Origin of the sequence: Lelliottia nimipressuralis (assembly GCF_004402045.1) — a bacterium.
GTDB lineage: Bacteria > Pseudomonadota > Gammaproteobacteria > Enterobacterales > Enterobacteriaceae > Enterobacter > Enterobacter chinensis.
Genome location: NZ_SOMG01000030.1, coordinates 366,301 through 379,720 on the forward strand (window position 1 = coordinate 366,301; position 13,420 = coordinate 379,720).

Sequence of the window (13,420 nt, forward strand, 5' to 3'; positions counted from 1 at the left end):
CACCCATTCTGGAGAAATACCATGGATAAAAAGCAGCAACACAACGTCGCCCTGGTTGCGGGGGCCAGCGGCATTGTCGGCAGACAGCTTGTCAACACGCTCCTGCATCATCAGTGGGAGGTTATCGGCCTCAGTCGCCAGGCGGTAACCCATCCGGACGGTATTCCGATGGTGAACGTCGATTTACTGGATGCGCAGGACACTGCACGGGCGCTGCACGCCCTGAACGGCGTCACCCACATTTTTTACAGCGCCTGGGCGAACGCGGCGAACTGGACAGACATGGTTGAGCCGAACGTCACGATGCTGCGTAATCTGGTCAGCACCCTCGAAAAAACGGCATCTTTGCAGACGGTAAGCCTGATGCAGGGATACAAAGTCTATGGTGCGCATCTGGGGCCGTTTAAAACCCCGGCGCGGGAAAGCGATCCCGGCGTACCGGGGGCCGAATTTAACGCCGCGCAGCTCACATGGCTCAGCCAGTTTCAGCGGGGGAAAGGCTGGCACTGGAACGCCATCAGGCCGGGCGTGGTGGGAAGTGCTGTATCCGGCAATACCATGAACCTTGCGCTGAGCATCGCCCTGTACGCCTCACTGTGTAAGGCGCTGGGTTTACCGCTGCGTTTTCCCGGTTCGGAACAAGCCTGGCACAGCATCGTCGATCATACTGACGCCGGGCTGCTGGCCGAAGCAACGCTGTGGGCCGCCACGTCACCTGTGGCACAGAATCAGGTGTTCAACGTGAATAATGGCGATATCTGGCGCTGGAGCGAGCTGTGGCCGCGCATCGCACGCTGGTTTGAGCTGGACTCTGCGCCGCCGGTGAGGCTGTCATTTCATCAGCTGTTTACGGACTATCGCGGCGTATGGCGCGACCTTGCCGGGGAACGGCTGGTGGAAGCGGATATTATGCAGCTGAGCGACGGGCATTTTGCCGATTTCGTCTTTAGCTGGGATTACGACATGTTCGGTGACGGGAGCAAGCTCCGGCGGTCGGGCTTCACGCGAATGCAGGCGACCGATGAGATGTTCTTCAGCCTGTTCGCGCAGCTGAGAGCCGCGCGGATTATTCCCTGACCGTAAGAGGTGTTGTCATCAACGATCGGCGCGTTATACTCACGCGTTGATAAAAAAGTATGGCGGGGCAGGGATATGCACGAGAGTTTAAAATTACTATCAGTCGCGCTGCCCCTTATTGCGCTTTTCATACTGTTAAGATTTTTTGTCAGACGCATTCGCCAGGCAAAAAGCATTATTTCAGAGCGTAACGGGATGAAAAAGATATCTGCCAACCCCTCACTATTTGGCGGGAATGCAGGTAAAACCTGGTTTTATGATGACCAGTTTTTATATGAAGTTAAAAACAACGCCACCCGCCAGATTGCGCTGGCTAATATCATTAAAATCGGGCCGGGGAATACCGAGATAAATAGCAGACGGGTCTGGATTGTTATTTACCGTGACGGTGTTAATGAAAAGCAAGTGCAGTTTTATAACAATCTCACCCTCTGGAATCATAACTTCACGGCTTTTCTGGCTGCGGTGAAAACTGCCAATCCTGATGCTGTCGTTAAAGAACGCGCAATCCTCAATTTGTGAAAAACAACCGCAGACGGTATGCGGACGCCGCTCTTGTGCAGCGTCCATAGCATCAGGGGGAAGGTCTTACTCAACCGTTAACGCGTTAACCACCTCTGCCACGCTTTTCACGCTCTGGATGTTCCCAATCCCCGTGCCGAGCGCGATATAGCCTTCATCGGTGTTATCTTCCAGCATGCCCAGGCGCAGGCCCCGTAATCCGCCCATCGCCTTGCCCAGCGCTTCGTTGCTTGCGCCTGCTTTATCCATCGCCGCCAGTTTTTCCGCCAGCCTGCCGGGTAGAGAGCGGTAGTAATGGGGTACGGTGCGAAAAAGCAGCAAGTCGAGACCGTTGGCGGCAACAATTTTATCTTTGACCCCCTGCGGCACGCGGCTTTCTTCGGTACTGATAAACACCGAACCGGCAAATACGCCTTCAGCACCTAAGGCATGCGCCGCTCTGGCGGTGCGATTATCGGTAATACCGCCCGCCGCCATCACCGGAATATGCTTCACGGCATCGGCAATCAGCGGCACGATGGAAAAGGTGCCAAGCACCGTTGCGGGTAACGTTCCGCCCTCGTCAAAACCGGTGGCGACAATAATGTCTGCTCCCATATCTTCTGCGAGGCGGGTGTTCTCCGGCGTGGGGTTGATATCGCGATAGATAATGGCGATACCCGCCTCTTTTAATTCGCTGAACAGCGCCGGAATAATGCTGCCTTCCCCATAGCCCGTATACACCACGACCCTGACGCCTTCTTCTTTCACCACCTGAAGAATAGGCCCTGTCCAGACGTCATTAACGGCTGTGGGGATCAGGTTCACGCCAAAGGGTTTTTCGGTCAGCCGTTTAGTTTTACGAATTTCTTCCCGCATTTTTTCGGCGGTCGCTTCCGGCGTGGAGACCGCGGTGTCGGCGGTTAAGCCCGCGTTGGGTCCCAGCACGCCGAGCCCGCCGGCATTGCTGACCGCAGCGACTAAACGGGCGTCGGTGAGCCAGGACAGCGGTCCCTGAATAACAGGTTTTTCGATACCCAGGATCTGGCAAATACGGTTATTTTTCATAGCAGACTCTTCCTCATGTTTGAATGGGGGAGAGTGTAGGGCGCAAGATTGTTAGGAAAAATAGCCAAAAACATTCATCACTGTTATAAAATTAATAACAATAATTTTATCCTGCTCGCGGCAAAACTATCCCTTATGCAAATAAACCTCTTTGAATCTATAAGAATTTTTATTGAGATTGTCGAGTCAGGGAGCCTTACCCAGGCGTCGGAGAATCTACAGGTCCATCGCCCGGCCGTTACCAAAGCGTTACAGCTTCTGGAGCAACACAGCGGAACGCGGCTACTGCAACGCACAACGCGTCGGATTAGCCTGACGCCGGATGGAGAAGCGTTTTATCGCCGGAGCAAACCCCTGCTGGCGCAGGCGGACGAATTACTGGAGTCGTTTGGTGCTGACCGGGCAATACACGGCCAGCTGCGTGTGGATATGCCCATCTCTTTTGCGGCGCTGCGGGTGATACCCAACCTGCCTGATTTTTATCGTCAGCATCCTGAGATTGACATCATTCTGAGCAGCTCTGACCGCCGTCGGGATATGCTGCGGGATGGTCTGGACTGTGTGCTGCGGGTGGGCGAGCTGGACGACGGCGACTATATCGCGCGTAAAATCGGGAACATTAAAATTACGACCTGTGCCGGCCCGGCGTGGCTGGCAAAACACGGTACGCCGGAAACGCTGGATGATTTACAGAATCATCAGGCCATCAACTGGATTAATAACAGCAGCAGACAAATTCATCCGTGGACGTTTAGCACGCCAGAGGGTACCGCGGAGATTAGGCTGCCCGGTAAGCTTGTCGTGGATAACTCCGAGGCCTACATCGCGGCAGGCCTGGCCGGGCTGGGGTTGATGCAGGGGATGAATCTCTTTCTTCAGCCTTACATAGACCGCGGTCTTCTGGTTGAAGTCCTGCCGGACTATCGCTCTCCGGACCGCAAATTGTCACTGCTCTATCCACACCGTCATCTCTCCCGCAAGGTGCGGGTCTTTACCGAGTGGCTGGAGAGTCTGGTGTAAAAGCAGCCAGTTCATGGCACAGCGCGCCAATCTGTTCCACAGCGTTCAGCAGGCGGGGCGTGGGTTCGTTTGCGCAGTTTAGCCGCAGAAAATGCGTTAATTCTGCGCCAGGGGAAAAAAGAGGGCCAGGGCTGACGCCAATGCCCAGCGCCAGCGCGCGACGATGCACCTCCAGCGCGTTGACCTGCTGAGGAAGTTCCACCCACAGCAGAAAACCGGCAGCGGGTACGTTAACGCGCGTACCGGGAGGGAAACTGGCCTCGACCCGCGCCACGACGGCGCGTATTCCCTCTGCGACCCGGCGCTTTAGCCGCCGCAGGTGACGATCGTAGTCGCCGCTTGCCAGCATCTCACTCGTCGCGGCTTCCAGCAGCGGCGTGCCAGCCCAGTCTCCGGCCATGCGGGCCTGTAAGACCTGCGGGTGGTAGCGTCCGGCGGCAATCCAGCCGATTCGCCAGCCCGGCGCAAGCGTTTTAGACAGGGAACTGCAGTAAATCACGTTCCCGCTGCGATCGAACGCTTTACAGGCCGGAGGACGCTGCCCCTCGCCGACCAGATCGCCGTAGACATCATCCTCAATCAAAGGAATACCCGCCTCTTCAAGCAGGGACACAAGTTCCTGCTTGCGCGCGACGGGCATGCTGGCACCCAACGGGTTTTGCACGGTTGGAGAGGCCAGAACGGCAGCGGGGCGGTGGCAGCGAATGGCGTCAGCCAGCGGTTCCAGCAGCAGGCCTTCCACAGGATCGGTGGGGATCGCTAAGGCCTTCAGGCCTAAATCCTCCAGCAGCAGGAGCGTACCAAAGTAGGCTGGCTGCTCAATCGCCACGACATCGCCAGGCTGACACACCGCCCGAAGGGCCAGGCGTAGCGCCTGCGTCGCGCCCGCGGTGATAATAAGGTCGTCCGCGCCGAAGCGGGCTCCCCACTGCGCAGCACGCGCGGCAATTTTACTGCGCAAATCTCCCCTTCCCGGAGGCAGGCTGTAGCTCTGCCCGTGCGCGTCCAGACGACGGCCCGCAGAGTGCAACGCCCGCTGCAGCGCATCTCCCGGCAGCCAGGCGGGATCGGGCAGAGCGGCGCCCAGCGGGATCAGTCGGGCTTCTGCACTGCTGAACAGCGACCGGGCCACGGCGGACATAGTGACGGGTACCGGGCCTGGCGGGGAACGCGCGGGCTCCACGCGCGGAGGGAGGCTGGTCTGGCGGATGTAATAACCTGAACGCGGCCGCGCAACGATCAGCCCTTCAGCCTCCAGGCAGCGAAGGGCCTCCAGCGCCGTCGGAAGGCTAACGTGCTCACGTTCAGCCAGTTTACGCGCGGAGATCATGCGGTCGCCGACGCGCAGCGCACCAGACGTCAGCGTGAGGCGCAGCATCTCAGCAATTCGGCGATAGTGTGGGGATGATTGTGACGGGGCAGACATGGGTATCTGTTCAGGCTAATTTTCGATAAAACTGACTATACAGCCAATGATGCGCGCCATCTATAGTGTCCGGCATGTTCAGGACAAGGAGGCATTATGCACAGCGATAATTTCAACATTTCCACGTATTTCAAACGCATAAACTACACCGGGCCAGCGGCTGCCGACACGGCTACCCTGCATGCGCTGATGCGTCATCAGCTCTTTTCCGTCCCCTTTGAAAATCTGGACGTGCAGGCGGGCAAAGTTGTCTCGCTGGCGCCAGACGATATTGCCGATAAGGTATTAACGCAGGGGCGCGGCGGCTACTGCTATGAGGTGAACGGGCTTTTTGCCATGGCGCTGGCGGCGTTAGGGATACCTTACCGTTTCGTGGCGGCGCGCCCGATGTTCTACCCTGCTCGGCGGCCGAAAACCCATATGGCGCTCATCGCGGACGTGGATAGCCGCCAGTGGCTTTGCGACCTCGGGTTCGGCAGCTACGGCATTCGTGCGCCGATGGCGCTGGACACGCTTGATGTGGATATCAAGCAGGATTTCGACACGTTTCGGCTAAGCCGCAGCGCGGAGGGTGAGTATCTGCTTGAGGCGAAGGTTGAGGGAGCGTGGGCCCGGCAATACGGCTTCGATCTCTCCCCCCAGGAGTGGATTGATTTCGTCCCGGCCAACTACCTTAACTCCACGCACCCGGATGCCATCTTTGTGCAAAAGCTGGTGGTAGTGCAGCATCGCCCGGAAGGACGCCAGATTTTGCTGGGCGATGTGCTGAAAACCATCACGGCGAACGGCACTGAAACGCGGAAACTGGCGGAGGAGGACATCCGCCATGTCCTGAAAGACCGTTTTGCGCTGACCGCCGCGTAATCTGCCGGGAAGCGGTGGGGCCTCAGCACTGCCTCTCTTCTGGGGTTTTACGCTGAGCCCCCCACTGTAACAGCAGGCTAAACGACGCGGGTAACACGGTCAGCGTTACCAGCGTCGCAACCAGCAGCCCGCCGATAATGGCATAGGCCATTGGACCCCAGAAGACCTGGTGAGAGATAGGGATCATCCCCAGAATGGCGGCACAGGCGGTCAGACAGATGGGTCTGGCCCGGTGCTCCGCGGCCGCCATAATCGCGGCATCGCTTGCCATCCCCTGAGCAAGATTGCTGTCAACTTCGCTAATCAATATCACCGCGTTCCGCACGATCATCCCCGCCAGGGCGATGACGCCCAGCAGCGCCACAAACCCCATCGGCGTTCCGCCGGGCAGCATAGCCAGCACGATCCCCGGTAAACCAAACGGGGCCATCAGGAGCGCCAGCAGCATCCGGGAATATCGCCGCAGCTGAAGCATCAGCAGCAACAGCATGATGACCAGCGTCACCGGAAGAACGCTAAAGACGGAGTTATTCCCCTTATCCGATTCGGCAGCCGCGCCGCCTTCATCAATGCTGTAACCTGCCGGCAGACCCGCGCGCAGCGTATCGACCGCCGGACGCAGCGCTGTCGATACCGCTTCAGCCCTCAGTCCCGGGGCAAGATCCGTTTGCACCGTGATAAAGGGCACGCGCTGCCGACGCCAGATGACCGGATCGTCCACGCCCCAGACCGGCGTCGCGACGGCGCTGAGCGGAATTTTTTTACCGTCATTCCCCTGAATCGTGAGCGAGGAGAGGGTGGCGGTGCTGTGACGCGCGCTGTCCGCGGCCCGGAGCACCACGTCAACAAGGCGATCGTTATCCCTGACCGAGGTAACAACGCTGCCGGACCAGACGGTATTCAGCGCGCGGGCTAGACTCTCAGACGATATTCCCGCCGCCCTGGCCGCCGTCTGATTCACCTCAAGGGTAATGACCCTCTCCGGCTCTCCGGCCGTCTGGTTAACGTCGCGTGATAACGGCGACCGGCCAATCGCGTCCGTGAGACGGTTCGCGAGCGCCCGGACCTGCTGATAATCAGGCCCGCTCACCCGGTATTTGATTGGCCAGCCGACGGGGGGCCCCAGCTCAAGGGGTGACACGCGCGTGATGATGTCGCTAAATTGCGTCGCCAGGATCCTGTTCAACTGCGTATGCAGACGATCCCGCGCCTCGAGATCTTTAGCCACCACAACCATCTGGGCGATATTTTCATTTTCCAGCAGCACGTCCATCGGCAGATAAAAACGGATGGCGCCCGACCCGACGTAGGTAGAGTAGCGATCGATATTGCCGTTGCCGGCCAGCGCCTTTTCCAGCCTTTCCACCTGCCTTAGCGTCTCCTGCTGCGAGGCGTTGGCCGGAAGCGTCAGGCTGACCAGCAGCTCAGGCCGGTCGGAGGCGGGGAAGAACTCGCCCTGCATAAACGTCGTGCCGTACGCTGACAGCCCCAGCGCGGAAAGGGCGAACAGCACGGTAGCGAGCCGGTGACGTAGTGCCAGGCGCAAAAGCCGTCCGTACCCGCGCGCGATCCTGCCGGGGCCTGATGCACTATGCCTGATTTTTTCCGGCAACAGCCACGTCCCCGTCAGCGGCGAAAACAGGATTGCGACAGCCCAGGAACAGAGCAGGGCAATGAGCACCACCGCAAACAAGGAAAAGCAGTATTCACCGGCGCTGGAGGCCGCAAAACCAACGGGAATAAAACCGGCAATCATCACCAGAGTACCGGTGAGCATTGGAAATGCCGTCGTCCGGAAGGCCCAGGTAGCCGCGTGCAGGCGGGAATCCCCGGCTTCCAGCCGGGAGACCATCGTTTCTACGGCAATCATGGCGTCATCCACCAGCAGACCCAGCGCAATGATCAACGCCCCGAGCGAAATGCGCTGAAGGCCGATGCCGGCGAGCATCATGCCGGCAAACGTCATGGCCAGCACCAGCGGGATGGCCGTCGCCACCACCAGCCCTGCCCGCAACCCCAGCGAGACAAATGAGACTGCCAGCACGATAACAACGGCTTCGATAAGCACCCGGATAAAACCGCTTACCGCGTCACTGACCACCGCCGACTGATCGGCGACTTTCACCATCTCCATACCGTGCGGCAGCCCGGCGCTGAGGGCCGCCATTTTGGCATTCAGCGCCGCACCGAAACGCAGCATGTTGCCCGTCGGCGCCATCGACACCGCCAGCCCGATTGCCGGTTTGCCGTTCACCCGGTAAGCAGGGGCCGGCGGCTCGGCGGTTTCCCGCGTGATGGTGGCAATGTCGGTCAGCGGAATATAGCGATTGTTAACGTGCAGCGTGACGGCGCGTAAACTCTCTTCGGTCGAGAGCGCCCCGCTGACCTTTATGGCGATATTCTCCTGTCCGGTGCGCATAATCCCTGCCGGGACAACCGCGTTTTGCGCCCGGAGGGCGTCGGCAACCTCCTGAATATCGAGCCCCATACCGGCCAGACGCGCCGGAGAAAAGGCGAGGACCCACTGCTCCTGCTGTTCGCCCAGCAGGGTGGTTTTGCCCATATCCGGCACGGACATGAGCTCCCGACGTATTGTTTCTGCGCGATCCCGGACCTCACGCAGGGTGAAACCCTCGGGAATAAAGGCATAAATGGTGCCGAACGTGTCGTCAAACTCGTCGTCAACGGCAGGGCCCTGCACCCCTTCAGGCAGGGACGGCGCGATGTCCTGCATTTTCTTGCGAACCTGATACCAGATGCCCGGCACGTTTTGCGGGGGCGTATCGTCACGAAGGTTGACGTGGATAACGGTGCGTCCGGCATGGGTTTCACTTTCGAGATAATCCAGCCAGGGCGTTTCCTGCAGCTTTTTCTCAAGGGTATCGGTCAGCAGGCGGGTGGTATCCGCCACGGATGCTCCCGGCCACTGCGCGGAGACGACGGCCGTTTTAATGGTGAATGCCGGATCTTCGTTACGCGGCAGCTTCTCATAGCAGAACACGCCCATCGCAATGACCAGCAGCATGAAAAAACTGACCATCTGCTGGTTCTTAAGCGCCCAGGCGGACAGGTTAAGTTTCGCTTCCGCGCCTGCGTTCATGGCTGAACCTCCCCGGGCACCACCGGCTCGTCGGAACGTAATGTGCTCACGCCTGCCGTAATGACCCTGTCGCCTGGCTCAAGGCCGGAGGCAATCATGACGGAGGTGGCCGTATAGCTGGCGGGCACCACCACGCGCAGCTGCGCCTGCGACTGCGGGGTGATCACAAAAACCGCTGGTTTGTCGCCGGCGCGGCTTAGCGCCGACGCGGGCAGGGTAAACCCGTGCGGAGCGGTGGAGGGCAACGTAACGGTGACGCTGGCGCCCAGCGCCATGGCCGCTGGCGGGTTTTGCAGGGTGGCCCTGACGCGCCAGGTGCGGGTCTGAGGATCGGCCTGCGGGGTGATATCCCGCAGCGCGGCAGACGCCTGAACTGACGGGTCGCTGAGGAGGGAAACCTGCAACTCCGCCTTGTCCAGAGGCGGGACCGCATCGGGCGTGGCAATATCAAACACCGCGTCGCGGGCTTCACCGGTCGCCAGCGTCAGCACAGACTGACCGGCGCTGGCAACCTGTTCCGCAGACGCGCTCACGGCCGTGATCGTGCCCGTTTGCGGGGCGATCAGGCGCGTCCAGCCCAGGCTTTCGCGTGCGTTACGCCATGCGGCCTCGCTGCTTTTTAAGCGCGCGCTGGCGACAAGCCAGTCCGCACGGGCGCTGTCGAGCTGCGTGCGGGCTATCGCGCCCGTTGGCATGAGCTTTTGCATTCGACTGACGTTAAGCGCGGCGACCTGCGCAGAGGCTTTAGCGCCTTCATAGTCGGCCGCGGCGCTGTCGAGCTGGTTTTGCCCGGTCGTATTATCAAGCGTGGCCAGCAGCTGTCCGGCGGTGACCCGATCGCCAATATCGACGCTACGCGTCAGTATCCGGCCTCCGGTGCGAAAGCTCAGCGTCGTTTCATCGTGGGCATGGATTTCACCGGTTCTTTCCAGCGCGGGAAGCGATTGGGCGGCGCCCACGACGACGTAGCGTACCGTACGCACAGGGTCTGGCTGATTTTCGTGTTTTTCACCGCAGCCGGTCAGCGGAAAAATCGCCAGCGCAATCAGCGCCAGGGGAAGAAAATGCAGCCAGGAAAGGGTGCGCGCCACGCCGTACAAATGATGCAGGCAGTGGCGGAGGGAGAGAATAAATTCGTCTGACATAACGCCGCTCCATAAAGGTGATGGCGTTATTAAATGCGCGCTACGTCGAGAAAGATTCGATGTTGTGTCAAGGGTTTATCAAGAGTGAAGATTTTCATTATCGGACGGATGCCAGGGCAATAAAATGCGCACCGCGAGGCCGCCTGATTCAGGTAATGACGCGCTAATCTCCCCCCCATGCGCCTGACAAATCGCCCGGGCGATGGACAAACCGAGGCCGCTGCCGCCGGAGTGCCGTGCGCGGGACTGCTCCTCGCGGCTAAAACGTTTAAACATTTCCGGTAAGAACTGGGGCGAGACGCCCGGCCCGTCATCGGTAAATTCGAGGGTGTAATGCCCGCGGGCGTAGTGCAGCGCCACATCAAGGTGGCCGCCTTCGCGTCCGTAACGTAGCGCATTTTCCATAAGGATGGTAATGACCTGGCCCATCCGGAACGCATCGCCCCGGAAGGGGCAGGTGTGCGGGTTACGCAGCGTTATCCTGAAATGATGCGCATCGGCCTGGGGCATGATCCAGGCAGCCCGCTCCTGGATCAGCTCATCCAGACAGAACGGCTGGTCCTCCAGCACAAGGTTACCCGCGTCGGCCAACGAGATAAGGTGGAGCTCATCGGTGAGACGATTGAGGTGCTGGAGCTGCTTCATGACCATTTCCAGCTGCGCGGGGCTGGCATCAAACACACCGTCTAACATGCCCTGCATCCGCCCGATGGCGGCCGTCAGGGGCGATCGCAGCTCGTGTGCCATCGCCACGTGTGAGGCGCGGAGCTCTTTTTCATAGCGGGCGAGTCGTCCCGTCATGGAGTTAAAGTCCGTCGCGAAGCTGACCATTTCCGCCGGCGCATCCTTGATGAGCTCTGCCTGACGGCCAAATTGCCCTTCGGCAACATCCTTTGCCGCATCACGAAGTCGGCTGAACTGCAGCGCCAGCGGCCGGGCGTGTTTTAGCCCCATCACCACGATAAACGGGATCATCACCAGCACCAGCAGCGCCACCGTGGCCCAGTCCGCCGAAGCGATGGACGGCGTGGAATAGCTCAGGCCCCACCAGGTATCCACAATCGTGTGGAAACGGGCCGGGTTGAGCTGCGGGTTCTGGCTGAGGGTAAGAAACTCTTGTCGGACCGCCGCCGGCATCCTGCCCATTATCCAGTAGTTCTGGACCGCATAACGCAGCCACATACAGGTCGCGATGACAATCACGCTGCCGATGGCCAGGGCTAATATGCGCGCGCAAATCCAGCGCCACAGAGAGGAGTGCCGGTGTTTTATCATGGCTGTCTGAACCTGTAACCCACGCCGCGAACGTTGATCAGCACGCCGGAAATACCGCCAGCCTCGAGTTTTTTGCGCAGGTTATAAATATGGGTGTCGACTACGCGCTCCAGCGCCTCGCTTTCCGGCAAACAGTGCTCCAGTAAATACTGGCGGGAAAACGGGTACGCAGGAGAACGCAGCAGCGTTGCCAGAAGAGAGAATTCCGTTGGTGTAAGATCGAGCATCACAGGCGCGTCGTCGCCGTTATCCACGCTCGCCACAATGGCGGCGACATCCACCGCCAGCGTTTGCCAGCGAAGGATCTTTTCCTCTGTCTCTTTTTTACTGCTGCGTCGCAGTACCGCCTGCACCCGCGCCACCACTTCGCCCGGATGATAAGGTTTAACAACGTAATCATCGGCACCGTACCGCAGGGCACCAATGCGATCGGGGGTATCTCCCATGGCCGTAACCATGATCACCGGCACGTCGCTTTTACGACGCAGGCCAGCCAGCACTTCGGTGCCGTTAAGCCCCGGCAGCATTACATCCAGCAGAATGAGGTCGGGTTTCCACCGCTGCGCCATCTCCAGCCCGGAAAGACCGTCTCCGGTAATGGTCACGTCGTAATTTTCACGCCGTAAATAGGCTTCGAGCACGCCAGCCGCGTCGGCGTCATCTTCAATAATCAGTACTCTTCTGGACAACATCCGTTCTCCTTGACCGTTTCTTAACACTATCCCGACGATTCATTGATTTTGGCAAATCATACTGCGCCAACATTGTGTGGCCGCCCCTGTTTCAGGAGACGCCAGCGTCTGTATGGAGAGCAGTATGATAGCGATAAAAAAAGTCCTGTATATGTCCGTCCCGCTTCTGATGGTCGTGGCATCCGGCGCGCAGGCGGATGATGGCACCGCGTCCGATTCCTTAACAGTCGGGCTGGGAGGGCAGTACGCCCCCCGTTACTCAGGCTCAGACAAGCAGGTGTGGCAGGTGGTTCCGGTGCTGCAGGGTCGTAAAGGCGCTTTCTTTATTGATGCGCAAAAAGGGGTGGGATATGACCTGCAAAACGACAGCGGTTGGTACTTCGAACACACGCTGGGCTACGACTTCGGAAGGGCTGAGAAAAATTCTGGCTGGCGTGAGGGCGCAAACAATCTGAAAGGGATGGGTGACATTGATGCCACCCTGAATACCGGCCTTGCCGTCGGCTGGCAGGCTCTGCCCTGGCTGAGCGTTGAGGGCAGAGCCACGCTGCCGTTAACGGACAGCCAGGGGGGACGCTATCAGGCCTCCGTGACGCTGATCCCGGTACAAAATAACCAGGACACGATCGCCTTTCAGTCCGCGGCCCTGTTTGGCGACAGCCGTTATCTGAATACCTGGTATGGGGTCAGCGAGCAGCAGAGCCGCCGCACCGGCTATAGCCGCTATGCTGCGCCGGGTGGATTTTATGGCGTCGATACCAGTCTGACCTGGAGCCATCAGTTCGATGCTCACTGGGGGACAGTCCTGAGCGCGGACTATACCTGGCTTGGCGACCATGCGAATGACAGCCCGATCGTGATGCGGCGCAATGAGGGGTCTGCAACCGCCGCCATCACCTGGACATTTTAACCAGGGAAAGGGTCAGGCAAAGAGTCCCTTAATAAGCATCCAGAAAAGAGAGAGCAGGCAGAGGATTTGTACCGTTCGCAATGACCACAGCTGAAAACGCCATTGATACCGCTCCCGGGCATCGGCTTCTGCGATCGGGCCTGCGGCGGCGTTGGCATCCGCGGCGTTTTTCCTTATGCGGCGCAGAAAATCATGACACAGCCAGACCAGAAGTACGAAGGCAATGATTCTGGAGAAAAGTAAACCGTAGGCGGTATAAAACATATCCCAGTAGCAACTGAGGGTGTCCATGGCCTTTTTCCTTTCCTGAGCCGCCCATACGGCAGATATGGGCGGTGAACG

Annotated in this window: 12 protein-coding genes; 5 read left to right on the forward strand and 7 right to left on the reverse strand. The window is 59.2% G+C overall.

The window, feature by feature from the left end; genetic code table 11:
- Nucleotides 1-21 precede the first annotated feature (21 nt).
- Both E3U32_RS19405 and E3U32_RS19410 read left to right on the forward strand, forming a co-directional pair.
- Nucleotides 22-1,077: an SDR family oxidoreductase gene (locus tag E3U32_RS19405; RefSeq protein ID WP_134350066.1), complete on the forward strand. Its 1,056-nt coding sequence runs from the start codon at nt 22-24 to the stop codon at nt 1,075-1,077.
- A gap of 75 nt (nt 1,078-1,152) precedes the next feature.
- Nucleotides 1,153-1,599: a hypothetical protein gene (locus E3U32_RS19410; protein ID WP_134350067.1), complete on the forward strand. Its 447-nt coding sequence runs from the start codon at nt 1,153-1,155 to the stop codon at nt 1,597-1,599.
- Nucleotides 1,600-1,665: 66 nt separating this feature from the next.
- Here E3U32_RS19410 and E3U32_RS19415 read toward each other — a convergent pair whose 3' ends face one another.
- Complete coding sequence (locus tag E3U32_RS19415) at nt 1,666-2,646, reverse strand: NAD(P)H-dependent flavin oxidoreductase (RefSeq protein ID WP_134350068.1); 981 nt, start codon at nt 2,644-2,646, stop codon at nt 1,666-1,668.
- 135 nt (nt 2,647-2,781) lie between these two features.
- Between E3U32_RS19415 and E3U32_RS19420 the strand changes: the two genes are divergently transcribed.
- Nucleotides 2,782-3,666 carry a LysR family transcriptional regulator gene (locus tag E3U32_RS19420; protein ID WP_134350069.1) on the forward strand — a complete coding sequence of 295 codons (885 nt, stop codon included), beginning with the start codon at nt 2,782-2,784 and terminating at the stop codon, nt 3,664-3,666.
- On the opposite strand, the gene E3U32_RS19425 is transcribed toward E3U32_RS19420, so the two are convergent.
- Nucleotides 3,638-5,092: a PLP-dependent aminotransferase family protein gene (locus E3U32_RS19425; protein ID WP_134350070.1), complete on the reverse strand. Its 1,455-nt coding sequence runs from the start codon at nt 5,090-5,092 to the stop codon at nt 3,638-3,640. The genes E3U32_RS19420 and E3U32_RS19425 overlap by 29 nt on opposite strands.
- Nucleotides 5,093-5,188: 96 nt before the next feature.
- Here E3U32_RS19425 and E3U32_RS19430 point away from each other — a divergent pair, with 96 nt between their 5' ends.
- Complete coding sequence (locus E3U32_RS19430) at nt 5,189-5,956, forward strand: arylamine N-acetyltransferase family protein (protein ID WP_134350071.1); 768 nt, start codon at nt 5,189-5,191, stop codon at nt 5,954-5,956.
- Nucleotides 5,957-5,978: 22 nt separating this feature from the next.
- Here E3U32_RS19430 and E3U32_RS19435 read toward each other — a convergent pair whose 3' ends face one another.
- The 4 genes from E3U32_RS19435 to E3U32_RS19450 all read right to left on the reverse strand — a co-directional run bounded on the left by E3U32_RS19435 (nt 5,979) and on the right by E3U32_RS19450 (nt 12,168).
- The gene (locus tag E3U32_RS19435; RefSeq protein WP_134350072.1) at nt 5,979-9,056 is read right to left on the reverse strand and encodes an efflux RND transporter permease subunit; all 3,078 of its coding nucleotides are present in this window, start codon (nt 9,054-9,056) and stop codon (nt 5,979-5,981) included.
- Nucleotides 9,053-10,201 (reverse strand): efflux RND transporter periplasmic adaptor subunit, encoded by a 1,149-nt coding sequence (locus E3U32_RS19440; RefSeq protein WP_134350073.1) that lies wholly within the window; start codon nt 10,199-10,201, stop codon nt 9,053-9,055. Before E3U32_RS19440 ends, E3U32_RS19435 begins: the two co-directional genes overlap by 4 nt.
- A gap of 78 nt (nt 10,202-10,279) precedes the next feature.
- Nucleotides 10,280-11,476, reverse strand: coding sequence for a sensor histidine kinase (locus E3U32_RS19445; protein WP_134350074.1), 1,197 nt, complete (start codon nt 11,474-11,476; stop codon nt 10,280-10,282).
- Nucleotides 11,473-12,168, reverse strand: coding sequence for a response regulator (locus E3U32_RS19450; protein WP_134350075.1), 696 nt, complete (start codon nt 12,166-12,168; stop codon nt 11,473-11,475). Before E3U32_RS19450 ends, E3U32_RS19445 begins: the two co-directional genes overlap by 4 nt.
- 124 nt (nt 12,169-12,292) lie before the next feature.
- On the opposite strand from E3U32_RS19450, the gene E3U32_RS19455 reads away from it, so the two are divergent.
- Nucleotides 12,293-13,078 (forward strand): MipA/OmpV family protein, encoded by a 786-nt coding sequence (locus E3U32_RS19455; protein WP_134350076.1) that lies wholly within the window; start codon nt 12,293-12,295, stop codon nt 13,076-13,078.
- A 12-nt stretch (nt 13,079-13,090) separates the two neighbouring features.
- On the opposite strand, the gene E3U32_RS19460 is transcribed toward E3U32_RS19455, so the two are convergent.
- Nucleotides 13,091-13,369, reverse strand: coding sequence for a hypothetical protein (locus E3U32_RS19460; protein ID WP_134350077.1), 279 nt, complete (start codon nt 13,367-13,369; stop codon nt 13,091-13,093).
- Nucleotides 13,370-13,420: the final 51 nt, after the last annotated feature.

Excerpts from the sequence above, each read along its gene's own strand:
- E3U32_RS19425 (WP_134350070.1), bottom strand. The coding sequence starts at position 5,092 with ATGTCTGCCCCGTCACAATCATCCCCACACTATCGCCGAATTGCTGAG.
- E3U32_RS19435 (WP_134350072.1), bottom strand. The coding sequence starts at position 9,056 with ATGAACGCAGGCGCGGAAGCGAAACTTAACCTGTCCGCCTGGGCGCTT.
- E3U32_RS19430 (WP_134350071.1), top strand. The coding sequence starts at position 5,189 with ATGCACAGCGATAATTTCAACATTTCCACGTATTTCAAACGCATAAAC.
- E3U32_RS19445 (WP_134350074.1), bottom strand. The coding sequence starts at position 11,476 with ATGATAAAACACCGGCACTCCTCTCTGTGGCGCTGGATTTGCGCGCGC.
- E3U32_RS19460 (WP_134350077.1), bottom strand. The coding sequence starts at position 13,369 with ATGGACACCCTCAGTTGCTACTGGGATATGTTTTATACCGCCTACGGT.
- E3U32_RS19415 (WP_134350068.1), bottom strand. The coding sequence starts at position 2,646 with ATGAAAAATAACCGTATTTGCCAGATCCTGGGTATCGAAAAACCTGTT.
- E3U32_RS19420 (WP_134350069.1), top strand. The coding sequence starts at position 2,782 with ATGCAAATAAACCTCTTTGAATCTATAAGAATTTTTATTGAGATTGTC.
- E3U32_RS19455 (WP_134350076.1), top strand. The coding sequence starts at position 12,293 with ATGATAGCGATAAAAAAAGTCCTGTATATGTCCGTCCCGCTTCTGATG.
- E3U32_RS19440 (WP_134350073.1), bottom strand. The coding sequence starts at position 10,201 with ATGTCAGACGAATTTATTCTCTCCCTCCGCCACTGCCTGCATCATTTG.
- E3U32_RS19405 (WP_134350066.1), top strand. The coding sequence starts at position 22 with ATGGATAAAAAGCAGCAACACAACGTCGCCCTGGTTGCGGGGGCCAGC.
- E3U32_RS19410 (WP_134350067.1), top strand. The coding sequence starts at position 1,153 with ATGCACGAGAGTTTAAAATTACTATCAGTCGCGCTGCCCCTTATTGCG.
- E3U32_RS19450 (WP_134350075.1), bottom strand. The coding sequence starts at position 12,168 with ATGTTGTCCAGAAGAGTACTGATTATTGAAGATGACGCCGACGCGGCT.